Origin of the sequence: Methanosarcina thermophila TM-1 (assembly GCF_000969885.1) — an archaeon.
GTDB lineage: Archaea > Halobacteriota > Methanosarcinia > Methanosarcinales > Methanosarcinaceae > Methanosarcina > Methanosarcina thermophila.
In genome coordinates, this window is record NZ_CP009501.1 from 3,017,808 (window position 1) to 3,035,089 (window position 17,282).

Sequence of the window (17,282 nt, forward strand, 5' to 3'; positions counted from 1 at the left end):
CTCCATATTTTTAATCTCTTTTACAAATGATCGACAAAACCCGGGAAGGTCACACCTCTGGACTCAATATCCTGAGCTCTTGTCAGGCACGCCAGAGTACAATAAGTCGCCTTTTCCTCAGCTTTTCTAAGAACAAAAAATTCTTTCCCACAAACGGGACATGCTTTTTTCACGTAAGACATCATAAACACGCATTCTATGTATGTGAGTACCTTTAATATTCGTTTTTATAAATCACCTAGTAAGATAACGCAATAAAATATAAACTTTCTTATTAAATTTGTATATATACTTAATAAGAAATTAAATTGATTTTGCGGGAAAATCTAATTTCATTTTAAAAAAAATGTTATATAAAACGCATGTCTCCCCCTGGGTTCAATTGAGCTGATAATAATTATAAATATTATATCAACAGTTAAAATTATTTCTAGCTAACATTTTGATAAATCTGACAGGGATAAAATTCAGTTCCCCCTGGAATTCCGTATACTAAACTATTTGTGGTAATACATTCATCTCTCGTGAAGGGTTATATTTAAAAAATGATTCAACGTTGGAGTCATTTATTTTTGAATTTCTGTTGAAGCTTAAATGCTTTGACAGGCTATTAATTGAGGGTCAAGAATTTAAAGGATAGTAGGAGGCATCCTGAATTAGGCCGTTAATTTTTGGAAATGGGAGAATCCTGATTTGTGAGGACGAAAAGGGGACGATAAGGGATATTTATTTCCCATATGTGGGGCTTGAGAATCATGGGAACAGGATAAAGGCTGGGATATGTGACCTTGACTCTCTTTATTGTAGCTGGCTTGAAAACTGGAAGATTCAACAGAGGTATAAGTCCGAGTTTAAGGAAGATTTCTGTGAGCGTATTATTGAGATCTCTGGAAAAAGCAAGGAAGTAGTAGGGAAAACTGATATTGAGATCGTTAGTGAGGAAGTTCCTGAGGTTTGCAGGGGAATTATCTCAAATATAGGGGAAACAATATTCGAAAATCCTGAATTAGGGCTGAAAATTACAGTCTGGGAAGCTGTCCACCCTTCGGTAAACATTTTCTACAGGACTTTTGAGATAAGGAATACCTCAAATTTGGTCAAACGCCTGCGTTTTTTCTCAAACCAGAACTACAAAATTCTTGAGACCAAAATCGGAGAAACTGCTGTAATTGATAAAAATACGCTTATCCATTACAAACGCGACCGCTATTTTCTGCACGCGAGTGACCCTCCATTTGACCAGTACGCGGTTGGAACTGCAGAGTGGAAAGGGCTTGAAGGTACCTGGAGAGATATGGAAAGTGATGCTTCCCTGAGCGGAAACCCTGTAGCGCATGGTTCAGTGGACTCCACGCTTGGCTGGACTCTTCCTGAGTTGAAACCAGGGGAGGCGACAAGGCTGCACTACTGGATAGCGCTTGGAAAGAAATACCGAAGCGTGCTTCAAATTCATAAACGGGTAGCGGAAGCCGGAAGAAAAGCCCTATTCCATCACAACTTCAATTTCTGGAATTCATTTATTGAGCAGGTATCAGTTCTTCCGGAATCTGCCAGGATGTCTCAATTGCCTCAGCGTGTCTCAAAGTGCTTTTACAGAAGCTTGCTTGCAGTTGTCGCCCATATGGACATTAATGGCTCGATAATTGCATCCTGCGATTCGGATATAAAACAGTTCGGAGCGGATCTTTACAGCTACTGCTGGCCCAGGGATGCAGCATGGGTATGCCTTGCGCTTGATCGGGCACGGTACCATCACCTGACTGCTGAGACGTTTGAGTTTTTCGCAAAAACTATCACGCCCAGAGGCAACTTCCTTCACAAATACACGCCTGCCGGAGACTTCGGGAGCACCTGGCATCCTGTGCCTATGATCCAGATCGATGAGACAGGGCTTCCTCTTTATGCCCTCTATAATAACTGGAAGATTGAAAAGAGTGTCTGGACAACAGGCAGGTACTACAGAAGGCTTGTACTCCCCACAGCTAATTATCTCGTAAAGGCAATTGACAGGGAAACAGACCTTCCGATTTCGAGCTTCGATCTCTGGGAGGAACGAAAAGGCGTGCATACCTACAGTGCATGTACGGTCTACGCCGGGCTTAACGGAGCTTATGAACTCTCCCGCTCGCTTGGGGATTATGACAATGCAAATATCTGGAAAGAAGCTGCCGAGCGCGTCCGAAAGTCTATTCTGGAGAAGCTTTATGATGAAAGACTGAGGCGCTTCCGCCGTGGACTTAATGATGCTACTCTTGATTCTTCGGTCTTTGCCGTCTGGTACCTCGGAATTCTTCCTCCCGACGATATCAGGGTAGTCCAGACTATGGAGGCGATAGAACAGGAGCTTAAACGCCCTTCAGGCGGGATTGCTAGGTATCTTCACGACACCTACTTTGGCTATATGAACAGCTGGATTATCTGCACGCTCTGGCTGTCCCAGTGACACTCCGCAGTCGGCAACCTTGACCGGGCTCTCGAACTCCTTGAATGGTGCGCAGCTCACGCCCATCCCACTGGCCTTTTCTCGGAACAGATCGACGACGGAGGCAGACCTCTCTCGGTTCTCCCCCTTGCCTGGTCCCACTCTACATATGTCCTTGCTGTCCTGGAATACCTACAAGCCCTTGAGAAAAAAGAAAGTGGCTCCTGTGACTATCCTGAGTAATGGATGAATTATAGACCCTTGGAAAGTGGGAGCGAGTGGGGTATTCCTAAATCAGATCGAAGCGATCCTTCCGGCATCGGTTATAATGTATCCGCTTTCCCCATCGGCTATGTAACCCATTGCTTTGAGTTTCCGAAGGTGGTTGTAAGTCATGCCCTTCGAGATTCCGGCAGTTGCAGCTATCTTGGTAACCGAGGATACTCCTTTCTGGATCTCTTCGAGTATCAATTTTTTTGTTTCCGACAGATTGAAACTCAGCACCGGAAAATCAATCATAAAACTATCCTCTTCGGTCACATATACAACTCTCTGCACCATATCATTCCTTGCATACGCCCCGAAAAGTGCTCCAAAAGCCTGCGGCTTCCGCCCGCCTGACACGTTGACAATTACCTGGTTGCCTCAGCATGTTCCTGCTCAATCAGCTCAGCAACATCTTTTGCCACGCGCACAGTATCATAAACAGATGTGTACTTTTTCTCAACCACAAGTGCGTTTTTAAACGTTTTTTCAATCATTTCCTCAGACTGCACCTTCTTATCAGGCGCCCCTTCCTCTGACAGCAATATTATTTTTGAAGGGGATAGCCGTGTTATACAGATGATGACAGGTTCAAGGGAATAGATTGTGGAGATAAGTGTAAGCTTTGACATTAGATGCTTATTATTGCGGGGGTGGGTTAAATGTTTTACTTATGGATTAGATATTTACATTTCACTTCGTATCTAAACTACTTAACTCTAAACTGAAAAAGAATATATATTATATGAATAGTACATGTTTATGGTTAACACGTATAAGACAATTCTCAAATGAACATGATATAATGGATAAATTAGTTCTGAGGTTTAGATTTTAGAAAGATATAAGTAGTTAGGAACTTTAAAAAGTAATATACTGTTAAAATGTATAAAATTTGTGTCATATCAATAACTGTGTTTATCTAAAGAGTGCGCACAAAAGCAAAATTGACTTGAAGGTAATGTCCATGACAAATCAAAAAAATAAAGATGATTTTTTAGAAATTATTTTTCCTAAACTTAGTCATTTCTGGATGGATTCGGGATTACTTGGTTTATATAAAATAGCAGAAAAAGAGGATCCTTCAAAATTGGATGTAGAAATGCGACTCACTGACGAAGGACTTACCTTTAAGGGAAATGAAGATAATCTAACTGCACTATTTAATAAATCCTATAAGTCACTTTTAGATCAATACTACAATAAATCAACTGAGAAGCAAAAGCAGAAGAAAGAAGGATTTTATTATGATTCAAAAGAAGACAAATTTGTACGTTTCCCAAAAGTAAAAGCCATGGGTATTGCTGGATTAATTTTTAATAAACCACCAAGAATGACTGCAAAACAGGTCAAATATGATGTTATTGAAGTGAATGAAGCAGGGAAAAAGATTAAGAAAAAAGTACTTCCTCCTGAATATTCACATTTACAAGATAGATTTGACAGTTTTCTTTCTGAAACGGGGCTAAAGATTTCTTCAAATAACTTATTGATCGATGGGCCAAATGCAATTCGGCCTCAAGTTGATATCAAAGTAAAGAAGGGAAAAGAAAAAGGGAGATGTTTCATTTGTGGGGAAGCTTCTCATTCATTATCTGAAATTGGGGGTACTGTATATCCCATGATTACCGGTTCTTCCGGTGTATTATCCTTTAATTCCAACGGTGGAAGTCCTGAAAAAGTTTGTTGGAAATGTGATTTCTTAGGGAAATTTGTGCCAGTAAATGGTTTTTACGTGTACAATAATGACAGTTACAATATTTATTTCCCCTATTCTTCAAGTCCTATTAAAATGAGTGAGGTGTATGATTCTTTTCAAGCAGAAAAAATCGAGGATCCAAACCTATTAATAAATTTTAAAAATAATCTTGGATTTTTTTTCCAACATCCGTTTGAGCAATTTTTCTCTTTTTTGTATTCTTTATATTTAACATTTTTACGCAAGACGCCGACTGATGGAAGTGAATTTGAACTTGATTTAGAAAAACTTTTTGATGTATTTATTTTGAAAGCTCCTCTTGAGTTCTATATAATAAATACTAGGGCTTTAGGGGACACTCAAATGGGAAAAATGATTTGGCCGTTCAACGATTCTGTTTATTTGTTCCGATTATTCGATAAAATAGAGAAGAAAAAAATCAACTTAAAAGAAGTAATGGAAAATCTTATCGATTATGACCAAAAGAAAAATGACAATAAGACTCTGATAAGAAACAAAGTCTGTGAGCGTATTCTTAAGAAAAATAGCATACTTGAACTCATCGAGCAGTACGCATTTCATATCAACAAGTCAAAAAAACGATACATAAAGCCTATACATGATTTTGTTATTGAATATGAGAAAATATTGAAAGAGGGTAATGATAAAGTGGATCAGGAAATTATTGATACGGCGGTTAGTTTGGGAAAAACAATCGGGTTTAGTGTTGCTACTGCTGGTCGCAAAGGGAAAGGTGATCTTTTCAGGTTAAGAAGAACGAGAAAGCCAGAAGATTTCTTGAATGAAATCAATCGAATTCAGATCAAATATGGAGCTTTAGTTACTGCTGACTTGTATGGAAAGGGGCAAGAATTTGAGAATAACTTCCAAGAATTTAAACAGTTTTGTATGATTGCTGCACTCAATACATTTAATGCTAAAAGTCAAAATTAATTTCACATGTATAATGGAGGAATAAAGAGGAATGAAATCTGCAAAAGCATTAACTTTGACGTATTTAACGTCAGTATCATTTGCTTCACTGAACGGATCGGACAAAGAAGCAGATAATATGTCTAATATCAAAAAAATATCTGTAGGCGTTGAAGAATATCCTTACGTATCTTCTCAAGCTATTAGAAGGGCATTGAGAAATCAGCTTGAGGTATTAGGCAGAGAATTATCGGAAGGAGTTGCTGCATCTCAAGCAAAGGGAGCTGCTACTACTCGACAAGAGCCTGATAAATTCATTGATGACGATCTTTTCGGATATATGGGAACCGAGAGTGGAGATGGAAATACTAAGGGAGGATCTACTAAGAGAACTTCTGTAGTGAGAGTTTCGCCTTTAATAGCACTGAATCCATATCAAGGGGATTTAGATTTCGGTACAAACTACATGGGCGTAAAAGCTGGAGGAGACCCTAATATCTTTGAGACAGAGATTCATTCCGGTCTTTATAGGGGAACTATACTAATTGAACTTGACAGAGTTGGAAAGGATGAATCTAGGGAGTACATTGACAACCAGGAGAAAGCGGCAAGGGTTAAAGATTTACTTAAAGCTATCAAAAATTTGTGGGCTTCTGGCAGACAAAGTAGGTTCCTTGCGGATATTGCTCCTAAGTTTGTGATTGCTGCTATGTTAAGTACTAAAAACCCTATTTTTCTTGAGAGTGTAAAACTTGAAGGAAATACAATTAATGTTCCGATCATAGAGGAAACTCTGAAAGATTATGAACCTGAAATAATATCTTCGGTTATTGGCATGAGAAAAGGATTTTTTGCTAATGATATCGTGAACGCAAAATCTATAGGGGAAGCATTTGAAGAGATGGCAAGATGGATCGATGAATATTATAAGCAGTGATAACTATGTTTATCTTTTCAGTGGAAGGGGTATCATTAACTGCTTCTTTTCGATCTCCAGAAAATCATACATTTCACAAAACACTCCCATTACCCCCTAAAACAACAATAATTGGGATGATGGGTGCAGCTCTGGGATTGTCCTTAGAGTCAGTTCATAAATTTGTAGAAGAAAATGAGATTCTAATAGGAGTCTATGGCTTTAATAAAGGTTTAATGCGAGACCTATGGAATTATAGGAAACTTACGGGTAAAGAGAAGAACTACACTAAGGACGATATTAAAAATCGTAGACATTATAGTGTTTTGGTTCGAGAATATTTATATGACAACTTGTTTACATTTTATTTCGGATGCAATGAGCTTGGAAAATTAGAGCATTTAAGATCTGCATTTCTATCGCCTGTATATCCTTTAACTGTTGGAAACAGTGATGATTTATTTAAAACATGCAAGATTGGAGAGATTATTGAAGAGAAAAAATGTAAACTAAAAAAGTTTGAGTATACAATTCTACCTGGAGATCTCTCAAATCTCTACAAGAACGACATAGACTTTAGCCAACTCCCAATAATTAAAACAGTAAACACGCCTCAAGTATTTCTTTTGCCTACAAGATTCATTTTTGAAGGGGATGAAAGAAGAGTAGGTGAACGTCAAAAATTCACTTTTGTAAGTACTCCTGTTATATTGAAAACAGAAATCGATGGATATACTGTAAATGGAAGAAATGTTGTGTTGTTATGAATTGCGTTATTTGGGCTAAACCTGACCAACTATATGACGAACATATTAATGCTTCTTATAGAGCCTGGAAACAGACAGTTGAGGCAAAAAAGAAACAGATTCAAAGGTTTAGTCAGGAATTTGATTTTGATGAAAGTCGCTTTTTGAAGAGTTCTCTTTTAAGTGTAGTTCTACATGACATTGGAAAATGTACAGATATATTTCAGCAAATGATGGCTGCAAAACAAAAAGGCAATCATTTTAACTATAGTGAAAATTACAGGCATGAGCTTGTATCTTTCATATATGCTGTCTATGGTAGTGCTGCTTTAATGCAAAAGGAAGGGTTATTGATTGGAAAACTTCCAATTGAAGCTCTTGCTGTTTTAGGTCACCATAAAGCAATCAATCCAAATATGTCTTTTTTTGAAAAAGAAAGAACAAATGAGATACCATCTGTAATTGATGATGGAGCAAACCAGGCATTGCTTTTGGCAAAACAAATTTTTGAAAAAGAAGGCTATGATTTCCCAGATTCTCTTTTTAAATTGAGCATGAAGAATATAGATCCATACAAAACTGCAAGTAAATTTTTGAATAATTTTGTTGCCAAAATTTTCCAAGAAGAAAGTAGTCGTGAGGCAATTAGGCCAACTTACCTGCTTTTAAAAGCTATCTTGCACTATTCAGATTGGTATGGTTCTTCAGATTCAGATGTCAATTATAGTTTGCAAACTAAATCTATAGAACTGGTTTCTGAAATTGAAAAAAGGTGTAAACTGAAGAACATCAATTTCACCGGTTTGACAGAATTTCAAAAAGAGTGTGCCAGCACATTAGGTCACGTAATTGCAATTGCACCTACTGGCAGTGGGAAAACTGAAGCATCGCTCTTATGGGCATTAAATAATTTAGAGGATATGGGCGGGGGTAAATTAATCTATTTGTTGCCAACAATGGTTACAGCAAATAGTATTTTTTTACGTCTTGAAGATTATTTTGGAAAGGGAAATGTAGGGCTAACACATTCTACAGCTTCTTTTATGTTCCAGGAAGAAGAGGATAATCCAATAGAAAGAAGTGTACTGTTTGATAAATCCTTTATAAAGCCTGTGACTGTAGCTACAATTGATCAATTGCTGGTAACAGGATTCAATCATGGAAAATGGACACTCATTGAAGCGAATGCAGCTAACGCCGTTATAATAATTGATGAAATACATTCATACGACTCTTGGACATTGGGTCTCGTTATAAAATCGATTGAACATTTTTCGAGGCTCGGAGCTAGATTCATGCTCATGAGTGCAACTATGCCTGCCTATCTTACAAATCTTTTATCAAAGGCATTTCCTTCTGTAGAAGTGATAAAAGACAATTTTTTGTTAAATTCATGCAGAAATAAGTATACTACATATGACAAGTATATTGACGATGCAATTTCAGATATCGAACAATCAGTGTATGATGGTAAAAAAACACTGGTAGTTGTTAATAATGTTGCAAAATGCCAGGAATTGTATGAGAAATTAAGTTATTTAAATCCTGTTTGTTACCACTCTAAATTTACATTGGAAGATAGAATAAAAAAAGAAAGCTTCATTGAAGAGAGTAAACTCCTAATTGCTACACAAGTTGTTGAAGTGTCGTTAGATATAGATTTTGATGTCATGTTCTGTGAATGTGCCCCTCCGGATGCAATTGTCCAAAGAGCTGGAAGAGTGAATAGAAGACGAAAAAAAACAGATACCCACATATTCATTTTTAAAGCATCAGACGTCTCAAAAAGGATTTACGATCCAGATTCAACTGGACTATTGACAAGCTCTTTTCAATCTTTTGAAAGCTCCCCTGAGAATTTAACAGAGGCTGATCTTATACGAATAGTTGATAATGTTTACTCTAAGATTAAAATTGAAGATTCAAAGAACTTTATTGATTCTAGTACACAATATGAAAAAACACAAGAGAGACTATCTGGAGTCTTCGATAATCCAAACAGAGAAGATAATAATGAAGTTACAAGAAAAATGGATTACCTACAGATTCCTGTAATTCCACTTGTTTTCAGAGATGAAGCCCTGAGACTTCCCCCCTCAAAGCGCCGTTTGTTCGAAATCAAGGTGCCTTACTGGTACGTATTAAAAAACAAACAAGAAATTAGGGGAATTACTTTTTGTGAAATTGATTATGATTTCGAAATCGGTGCGCAATTTAAAAATGATAATGAAATTTCGAGTTTGATAATATGAATCTTCTCGTTTTCACTTTAACACTCACTTCCACTTGTCCCATAAAGGAATCTGGCGCTCAGCTCAGGGGATTTTTTGCTAATAGATTCAATGAATATAATCTCCTACACCAGCACGACACTGATAAACTCATTTATCGGTATCCAATGGTCCAGTACAAAATGATAGATGGGAAGCCTATTATTGTTGGAATTAATGAGGGTGCAGAGGTATTGAAGGAAATATATGATGAATATGAAAAGATCAACCTCAATGGTAATGAATATGAGATAGTTGAACGAGGGATTACTTACAAAAAGGAAGATTTCGGCATCTCAGAGAAGCTCATCAAATATGAGTTTATAACGCCATGGTTTGCACTTAATCAGGAAAATTTTAGGAAATATCTTTCCTTTGATAAAGAACAGAGAGCAGAATTGCTAAATAAAAATTTGATTGGAAATATCCTCTCCATGTCCAAATCCCTCGGTTATCAAGTGCCTGAAAAGATCAAGTGCCATACTGAGCTTAAATCTTGCCGTTCAAACCTTAAAGGAAATGAAATTATTGTATTTAAAGGCTCTTTTATCACGAATTTCCTCATTCCAGACTATTTTGGCCTTGGAAAATCTGTTTCCCGCGGTTTCGGGACGGTGAAAAGATGCAGCTTGTAATCAATTCTCACGGCTCTTTCTTGAAAAAGCAGAATAACTGTTTCCTTGTCAAAAACGAAGACAAAGTCTTTGAAGTCTCAGAAAAGAAAGTGGATAGCATCCTCATTACAACTTCTGCAACCATTACCACTGATGCCATCAAATTTGCAGTGGAAAATAATATCGATATCGTTTTTCTGGATAACTTCGGGAACCCTTACGGGCGGGTTTGGCATTCAAAGCTGGGAAGCACAACCTTTATAAGGAGAAGACAGCTTGAGATTTCGGAAGGGCAGGAAGGGTTCAGGCTTGCAAAAGGGTGGGTTGAGCAGAAAATCGAGAACCAGATTCTTTTCTTGAAAGACCTAAAAAAGAACAGACCCGAGCAGAAAGATGAACTCGATGATTATATTGCTGCAATGATAGAAACGAAGGCACAGCTTGAAGCGCTTGAAGGAACTCTTGATGAGATGCGCGGGAAAATTATGGGGCTTGAAGGGATGGCTTCCAGAAATTATTTTGCGGCTTTGAGTTTCCTTTTGCCTGACAAATGGAAATTCAATGGCAGAAGCCGGAACCCTGCAAAGGATGAGTTTAACTGCCTTTTGAATTACGGGTATGGGATTCTGTATTCGAAAGTGGAAAAAGCGTGCATTATAGCAGGGCTTGATCCTTATATCGGTTTTAACCACACAGACGACTATAATAAGAAGTCTTTTGTATTTGACCTGATCGAGATGTACCGCATCCATATAGATAGGACTGTTTTCAACCTTTTCTCAAAGAAACAGGTAATGGACAGCTTTTTTGATACTATTCCAAATGGGTTAACCCTTAATAAAGAAGGAAAAGCTGTCCTGATCCAAGCTGTCAATGAAACCTTCGATAAAGAAATAAGTTACGGGGGCAGGAACATAAAAATCGGAAATACGATCCAGTTCGACTGCCACAGGATTGCAAACAGCTTGATTGGAAAATGATACAGTAAGACAATTAGTCATGCTATTGACTCTAAAATATAATATAAAATATGGGAATTATACAGAGGGGATTGGGTTTGCTTGTCTGGGTAATATATGACATTACGGATAACAGAACTCGCCAGAAAGTAAGCGACTGTTGTAAGAGTTATGGACTTTACAGGGTTCAGAAAAGCGTGTTCCTGGGAGATCTGAACACAAATGATAGGGAGTCTCTTGGGCTTGAATGTGAAGAGCTGATCGATACGGAAAAAGACTCAGTGTACATATTTCCTATGGATGAGCAATCTTTTAAAAAAGTCCAGCTTATTGGGCAGGCTTTTGATAAGGATCTTGTCAGTGACGAAGTGATAACCAAGTTTTTCTGAATTTTTCCGAATTTCTCTAAGTTTTCCAGAGGGAAGATATGACAAAATCTGAGCCCATAATAGTTGAGGATGGTCTGAGAGCAGGCACTCAAATAGATGTTGAAAGCGACATCGGAGGCGATGACAGTATATATGCTGAAACGGATTTCGGAACAATAATCAGAATTTCAGACGTGCTTGAGTATTTGTTTTGTTCTCGTTTCATTTATTATATGTACTGTCTTGATATTCCGCAGCACGAAGAAAAAAGGTTTAAAGTCTTGAAAGGTCGCGAAGTTCATGAGACCAGAAAGCTTACAAACAGGGACTACCTCCGGAGAAGTCTGGATTGCATCAGGAAAGAAAGCAATGTTTTTATTGCCTCAAAAAAACGCCATATAAAAGGAATTGTTGATGAAGTCCTGTTTCTGGAAGACGGAACCGCCGCTCCCCTTGAATACAAATTTGCCGAATACAAAGAGAAGGTCTTTAAAACCTATAAGTTTCAACTCGTCTTGCAGGCGCTTCTGATCCGGGAAAACTACAATATTGAAGTTAATCGCGCATATATTTGTTTTACACGCAGCAACAGCCTTGTCAAAGAAATAGAAATCACAACCTCTGATTTCAAAAAAGCCGAAAAGATTATACAGGAAATCCTTGATATAATTCAAAAAGGCTTATATCCAAAGACCTCTAGATCTTCTAGAAAGTGCGTAGATTGCTGTTACCGTAATATCTGCGTATGAAGAGGTTTTTCTTGTATTTATAAAGGGTTTGATAATATCCCAACAAGAAATTTAGTTTTAATATAGGGCTAATCTCAGGCTTTTTCTAGCCAAATAACGGAAAATTTTGCCCTATTCGAGAGCAAGATCCATTAAAACAAGGATTGAAACTGGGGTTGCCACTTGCTGGACCTGCTCCCTGCGCGAGAAATTCGAGAGCAAGATCCATTAAAACAAGGATTGAAACCCTGGTCCTCTTCCTGGCTCCCACCCACGCTTGTGTTTATTCGAGAGCAAGATCCATTAAAACAAGGATTGAAACGATAGTGAGCTTGTAAACGATCTCCACGAACTTGAAATTCGAGAGCAAGATCCATTAAAACAAGGATTGAAACTGGATTGAAAGCCCGGAAGCCGCTTGAGTATAAGTATTATTCGAGAGCAAGATCCATTAAAACAAGGATTGAAACCATCGTACCAGAGTTTGGCCGCCATCAATTCCCTTGCATTCGAGAGCAAGATCCATTAAAACAAGGATTGAAACAATCTCTGCCGTCTGCTGTCATGCCTGGACGGTATGATTCGAGAGCAAGATCCATTAAAACAAGGATTGAAACCTCAAACCTTACTAATCTAACACATGAAATCGTAACAATTCGAGAGCAAGATCCATTAAAACAAGGATTGAAACTTGTTATAGCTGTCTGCATAGACTCAGGCATATTTATTCGAGAGCAAGATCCATTAAAACAAGGATTGAAACTGATTCAAGTGTTTCACGGCTTTCTGTCCTCCGAAATTCGAGAGCAAGATCCATTAAAACAAGGATTGAAACATCGCAGCAGCCGACGGGATGGTCTCAAAGGCAGCATATTCGAGAGCAAGATCCATTAAAACAAGGATTGAAACATTGTATCAGTAAGATGTGTACTAAGAGCAATGCAAATTCGAGAGCAAGATCCATTAAAACAAGGATTGAAACCCCCCGTATATGCTTTCTCAAAAAGAGAGAGCGTAGATTCGAGAGCAAGATCCATTAAAACAAGGATTGAAACATATCGGCATTGCAGGCACGGATAAAGATCTTCTATTCGAGAGCAAGATCCATTAAAACAAGGATTGAAACTAATAAGCAGTTTCAAAAATATACTAAATAAAAAATTCGAGAGCAAGATCCATTAAAACAAGGATTGAAACCTGATCCAACGCTTGATATGAACTTTGAACGAGTATTCGAGAGCAAGATCCATTAAAACAAGGATTGAAACTTAGAGTACGAAGGTCTTGATCTTGAGACTATAAATTCGAGAGCAAGATCCATTAAAACAAGGATTGAAACCTGTAAATGTTGCGCCTGTTCCATTAAAACAAGGATTGAAACTTAGGGGAGTTGTTACAGGGGATTAATGATATTCCTGATTCGAGAGCAAGATCCATTAAAACAAGGATTGAAACTTCGATTTCCGAAACTGATAAACTCATCTCAAAAGATTCGAGAGCAAGATCCATTAAAACAAGGATTGAAACTCATAGGGACTCCCCATTCTGCAGCTTCCGGGCTAATGATTCGAGAGCAAGATCCATTAAAACAAGGATTGAAACAACCTAGTGGGTTTGTATGTAAACAGATAAAAATCATTCGAGAGCAAGATCCATTAAAACAAGGATTGAAACTTTGTGATGTCTTTGTGTGTGTTATTTAGTATCTCAAATTCGAGAGCAAGATCCATTAAAACAAGGATTGAAACAGAGTTGGTATAAAGCAAAGAGAGTCAGGCAGATTTATTCGAGAGCAAGATCCATTAAAACAAGGATTGAAACTCCCATGTTTCTTTTGTAATGTCTTCGACGTGATACGTATTCGAGAGCAAGATCCATTAAAACAAGGATTGAAACGTCCAGGGTGGTTCTATTCGTCGCTTGTAGGGGCTCATTCGAGAGCAAGATCCATTAAAACAAGGATTGAAACTCATCCAGTACCCATTCAGCTTTGGTTCCTTTTTTATTCGAGAGCAAGATCCATTAAAACAAGGATTGAAACCGACAGCCTCACGCGAAATGAACGTGTGATATCCCTAATTCGAGAGCAAGATCCATTAAAACAAGGATTGAAACCTTTCATGCTCAGTTCCTCCAAAAAGGTATTAGGCGTATTCGAGAGCAAGATCCATTAAAACAAGGATTGAAACTTGAAGATAATGCAGATGAAATAGAAGAACTAACCATTCGAGAGCAAGATCCATTAAAACAAGGATTGAAACAGGGTATTCCAGGTTGTTGAGAATATCTTTGTTTTATTCGAGAGCAAGATCCATTAAAACAAGGATTGAAACATAGTGACACGGTGGATACCGTAAAGGGAAATGACAGATTCGAGAGCAAGATCCATTAAAACAAGGATTGAAACTTCTAAGGCTTTTTGAGCGCATTTCTCGACAAGTATTCGAGAGCAAGATCCATTAAAACAAGGATTGAAACACCCCTGAGAGCTGCACGGTCCTGAGCATAAACGAGGATTCGAGAGCAAGATCCATTAAAACAAGGATTGAAACTAGTCGTAGGTGCGTTTGATTCTGTCAAAATTAATAATTCGAGAGCAAGATCCATTAAAACAAGGATTGAAACACAGGTTCTCCATCGGCTCAGCCATCGTATTAATTACGATTCGAGAGCAAGATCCATTAAAACAAGGATTGAAACATGATTGCGGTCTTGCCACACCCCGGGCCGCCGAATTCGAGAGCAAGATCCATTAAAACAAGGATTGAAACTTCTGGGATAAAATTAAACAGTGGTCACTGGTAAGATTCGAGAGCAAGATCCATTAAAACAAGGATTGAAACTCTCAATTTCTTCGAAATTTGCAGCCCGCATCGCTGGATTCGAGAGCAAGATCCATTAAAACAAGGATTGAAACTGCTTAGTCATGCACTCATCTATAATGTCAATAAGATATTCGAGAGCAAGATCCATTAAAACAAGGATTGAAACTTTGTGAAGTGTATGTTATGGATTCGCCCTACTTGGATTCGAGAGCAAGATCCATTAAAACAAGGATTGAAACGGCTGGATTACCCACCACTCACCGCCGCCGTATATATATTCGAGAGCAAGATCCATTAAAACAAGGATTGAAACTCAACCCGTCCGCAATCCATACCGGGAACTTTCCAGATTCGAGAGCAAGATCCATTAAAACAAGGATTGAAACTTGTCATTCCGAAAGAGCAAACGATGCAGGGTCTAAATTCGAGAGCAAGATCCATTAAAACAAGGATTGAAACCCGTTCCATTCACGGCAACGCATACGGCAACTGACGGATTCGAGAGCAAGATCCATTAAAACAAGGATTGAAACCTCAGAAAAGAAGCATTCCTAGCCGACCCCATGATAAGCATTCGAGAGCAAGATCCATTAAAACAAGGATTGAAACCTCCTGATTTCAGAATAACTGGAGATGTAAGTACGTATTCGAGAGCAAGATCCATTAAAACAAGGATTGAAACTACTGCTTGCCTATCATATCCTCTTCGAGAAACTCAGATTCGAGAGCAAGATCCATTAAAACAAGGATTGAAACCACTTTCCTCCATACACTTTCCTCCATAACGAAAAAATTCGAGAGCAAGATCCATTAAAACAAGGATTGAAACAAATTTCGTTCTGGACCTTCAGAGCCTGGATAAGTATTCGAGAGCAAGATCCATTAAAACAAGGATTGAAACCTCCGTTTGCTCAGAACTACCCGATATATCAGCCTATTCGAGAGCAAGATCCATTAAAACAAGGATTGAAACCTTATTTCCACATATTCAAAACTTTTTCAGTAGCATCATTCGAGAGCAAGATCCATTAAAACAAGGATTGAAACCGATTTCATGTTTTAAATTGGTAAAAAATGCGTATTATTCGAGAGCAAGATCCATTAAAACAAGGATTGAAACTCGAACTATACCCCTCCGGGTATTCTGGTAAGTTTAACAATTCGAGAGCAAGATCCATTAAAACAAGGATTGAAACCTGTCCTGCGGTACTCATCATTGACATAAAACTCGAATTCGAGAGCAAGATCCATTAAAACAAGGATTGAAACTTCCAGTCTCCTCTTACTATGGGAAAGGCAGCAGGTACATTCGAGAGCAAGATCCATTAAAACAAGGATTGAAACCTAAGTAGGTTATTGATATTTGTTTTATTGTCATTACTTGCCGCAGAATATTCAAAAAAACAAAACCGTTAGGAATCATATTATCAAAACTTATACCATGTCTTCTTTTTTCATTTTTCGGCGGTATGCTTCCTTACATGCTCCAGAGCAATAGTTAAAATCAGACCTTAGAGGGATTGAAACTTGGGTCTATTTAGCTGAAGAAGGAACATATGTAAGGAAATAAAAATAGCAAATAATATATTAAAATAAAAATAATATCAATAATAATAACAAATCATGGGGGGTCTCGATTATAAGCACAGCAGAACTTATACTGGTCATATTAGTAATTCTTCTTTTTATTCTTATAATGACGCGGATATACAAGCTTATCAAACATCAGAAAGAATAAGTAAAACCGATAAATTATTTAGGAATGAAGAAAATATAGATTTCAAGAGTTCCACAGGCTCTATAGGAAACACACCTTTACAAAATCCTCTAAATTCTTCCTGCAATTGCCTGTCAAAAATAAACTTTCATTTTCACAAAAATAGTATGAAATCTTAAACAATTGGTAATACTATACTTATATACATGTCTGGTTTTAACCTCTATTTCCTGTAAAAAACTGAAATTTAGGGCACCTTTCAAAAATGATAAATTAAACCTGAAAAATTTAGTGATTTGTTCACTCAACGAAAATAAACGCTATCGGTTAAACGTACCTATGTGTTTTGTTCACAAGTCATTCCAAAGACTATAGACACACTTTTAGAAATCGTTAGCTAGAGCCTTGATATTTCGACCTTGATATTTTACCTGCCGATAAGGTATACGTTAACAGAAAAAACTATGAGAAACACACAGGCAATATTTAGAGAATTATAGCTTATATCCCCATAATTGAGAGCTCAGATTGAAGAGCTTCAAGTGTTACTCGAAGAGAAGGATAAGAGAACAGAAGATCTGAGAAGGGAAGGAAAAAAAGGTTCATGAAAAATGATTGAAGATGTCAGGCAGTATTGAAAATACATCGATTTATATAATATAAGATGTGTGTTAGTATTGTTAGACGCTTTTTTTCGCTTGGAATTTAGGTATACCAGGTTTATACACATCATGGAAACATCATGGTGTTATAGTGTTTGACTTTTGGTATATGATGGTCCCACAAAAAATATCCGATTTAGTTTTTAATGACCTTACTAG

12 protein-coding genes and 1 CRISPR repeat array are annotated in these 17,282 nt (G+C 37.6%); of the genes, 9 read left to right on the plus strand and 3 right to left on the minus strand.

Going from position 1 to position 17,282, the window contains the following annotated elements; genetic code table 11:
* Positions 1-20 precede the first annotated feature (20 nt).
* Positions 21-173 carry a hypothetical protein gene (locus tag MSTHT_RS14655; protein ID WP_181952271.1) on the minus strand — a complete coding sequence of 51 codons (153 nt, stop codon included), beginning with the start codon at positions 171-173 and terminating at the stop codon, positions 21-23.
* A gap of 566 nt (positions 174-739) precedes the next feature.
* Here MSTHT_RS14655 and MSTHT_RS13165 point away from each other — a divergent pair.
* Entirely contained in the window at positions 740-2,443 is a 1,704-nt protein-coding gene (locus MSTHT_RS13165) for a glycoside hydrolase family 15 protein (protein ID WP_231588105.1), read from the plus strand.
* A 273-nt stretch (positions 2,444-2,716) separates the two neighbouring features.
* Here the strand turns inward: MSTHT_RS13165 and csa3 are convergent, their stop codons facing one another.
* Both csa3 and MSTHT_RS15250 read right to left on the minus strand, forming a co-directional pair.
* Positions 2,717-3,046: a CRISPR-associated CARF protein Csa3 gene (gene csa3 / locus MSTHT_RS15245; RefSeq protein WP_231588106.1), complete on the minus strand. Its 330-nt coding sequence runs from the start codon at positions 3,044-3,046 to the stop codon at positions 2,717-2,719.
* Positions 3,047-3,054: 8 nt separating this feature from the next.
* Positions 3,055-3,318, minus strand: a complete 264-nt coding sequence (locus MSTHT_RS15250) for a hypothetical protein (protein ID WP_231588107.1) — start codon at positions 3,316-3,318, stop codon at positions 3,055-3,057.
* Positions 3,319-3,653: 335 nt separating this feature from the next.
* Here MSTHT_RS15250 and MSTHT_RS13175 point away from each other — a divergent pair, with 335 nt between their 5' ends.
* From MSTHT_RS13175 to cas4, 8 genes are read left to right on the plus strand one after another with little or no spacing between them, the layout of a single operon-like run.
* Positions 3,654-5,339, plus strand: coding sequence for a hypothetical protein (locus MSTHT_RS13175; protein WP_048168175.1), 1,686 nt, complete (start codon positions 3,654-3,656; stop codon positions 5,337-5,339).
* Positions 5,340-5,370: 31 nt separating this feature from the next.
* On the plus strand, positions 5,371-6,255 hold the full coding sequence (gene cas7i, locus MSTHT_RS13180) for a type I-B CRISPR-associated protein Cas7/Cst2/DevR (protein ID WP_048168176.1): 885 nt from the start codon (positions 5,371-5,373) through the stop codon (positions 6,253-6,255).
* A 5-nt stretch (positions 6,256-6,260) separates the two neighbouring features.
* Positions 6,261-7,001, plus strand: a complete 741-nt coding sequence (gene cas5 / locus MSTHT_RS13830) for a CRISPR-associated protein Cas5 (RefSeq protein ID WP_052721897.1) — start codon at positions 6,261-6,263, stop codon at positions 6,999-7,001.
* The gene (locus MSTHT_RS13190; RefSeq protein ID WP_048168177.1) at positions 6,998-9,232 is read left to right on the plus strand and encodes a CRISPR-associated helicase/endonuclease Cas3; all 2,235 of its coding nucleotides are present in this window, start codon (positions 6,998-7,000) and stop codon (positions 9,230-9,232) included. The genes cas5 and MSTHT_RS13190 overlap by 4 nt, the downstream gene beginning before the upstream one ends.
* Positions 9,229-9,885, plus strand: coding sequence for a CRISPR-associated endonuclease Cas6 (locus MSTHT_RS13195; protein ID WP_048168178.1), 657 nt, complete (start codon positions 9,229-9,231; stop codon positions 9,883-9,885). Before MSTHT_RS13190 ends, MSTHT_RS13195 begins: the two co-directional genes overlap by 4 nt.
* Positions 9,873-10,844, plus strand: a complete 972-nt coding sequence (gene cas1 / locus MSTHT_RS13200) for a CRISPR-associated endonuclease Cas1 (RefSeq protein WP_048168179.1) — start codon at positions 9,873-9,875, stop codon at positions 10,842-10,844. Before MSTHT_RS13195 ends, cas1 begins: the two co-directional genes overlap by 13 nt.
* 50 nt (positions 10,845-10,894) lie before the next feature.
* Positions 10,895-11,212: a CRISPR-associated endonuclease Cas2 gene (gene cas2 / locus MSTHT_RS13205; protein ID WP_231588108.1), complete on the plus strand. Its 318-nt coding sequence runs from the start codon at positions 10,895-10,897 to the stop codon at positions 11,210-11,212.
* 38 nt (positions 11,213-11,250) lie between these two features.
* Positions 11,251-11,940, plus strand: a complete 690-nt coding sequence (cas4, locus tag MSTHT_RS13210) for a CRISPR-associated protein Cas4 (protein WP_226999614.1) — start codon at positions 11,251-11,253, stop codon at positions 11,938-11,940.
* A 113-nt stretch (positions 11,941-12,053) separates the two neighbouring features.
* Positions 12,054-16,088: direct repeats of the CRISPR family, unit length 37 nt; unit sequence ATTCGAGAGCAAGATCCATTAAAACAAGGATTGAAAC.
* Positions 16,089-17,282 lie beyond the last annotated feature (1,194 nt).

What these genes read in the sequence shown, in the direction of transcription:
- MSTHT_RS13195 (WP_048168178.1), top strand. Translation starts at nt 9,229, where the DNA reads ATGAATCTTCTCGTTTTCACTTTAACACTCACTTCCACTTGTCCCATA.
- cas2 (WP_231588108.1), top strand. Translation starts at nt 10,895, where the DNA reads ATGGGAATTATACAGAGGGGATTGGGTTTGCTTGTCTGGGTAATATAT.
- cas5 (WP_052721897.1), top strand. Translation starts at nt 6,261, where the DNA reads ATGTTTATCTTTTCAGTGGAAGGGGTATCATTAACTGCTTCTTTTCGA.
- MSTHT_RS13190 (WP_048168177.1), top strand. Translation starts at nt 6,998, where the DNA reads ATGAATTGCGTTATTTGGGCTAAACCTGACCAACTATATGACGAACAT.
- cas1 (WP_048168179.1), top strand. Translation starts at nt 9,873, where the DNA reads ATGCAGCTTGTAATCAATTCTCACGGCTCTTTCTTGAAAAAGCAGAAT.
- cas7i (WP_048168176.1), top strand. Translation starts at nt 5,371, where the DNA reads ATGAAATCTGCAAAAGCATTAACTTTGACGTATTTAACGTCAGTATCA.
- cas4 (WP_226999614.1), top strand. Translation starts at nt 11,251, where the DNA reads ATGACAAAATCTGAGCCCATAATAGTTGAGGATGGTCTGAGAGCAGGC.
- MSTHT_RS15250 (WP_231588107.1), bottom strand. Translation starts at nt 3,318, where the DNA reads ATGTCAAAGCTTACACTTATCTCCACAATCTATTCCCTTGAACCTGTC.
- MSTHT_RS13175 (WP_048168175.1), top strand. Translation starts at nt 3,654, where the DNA reads ATGACAAATCAAAAAAATAAAGATGATTTTTTAGAAATTATTTTTCCT.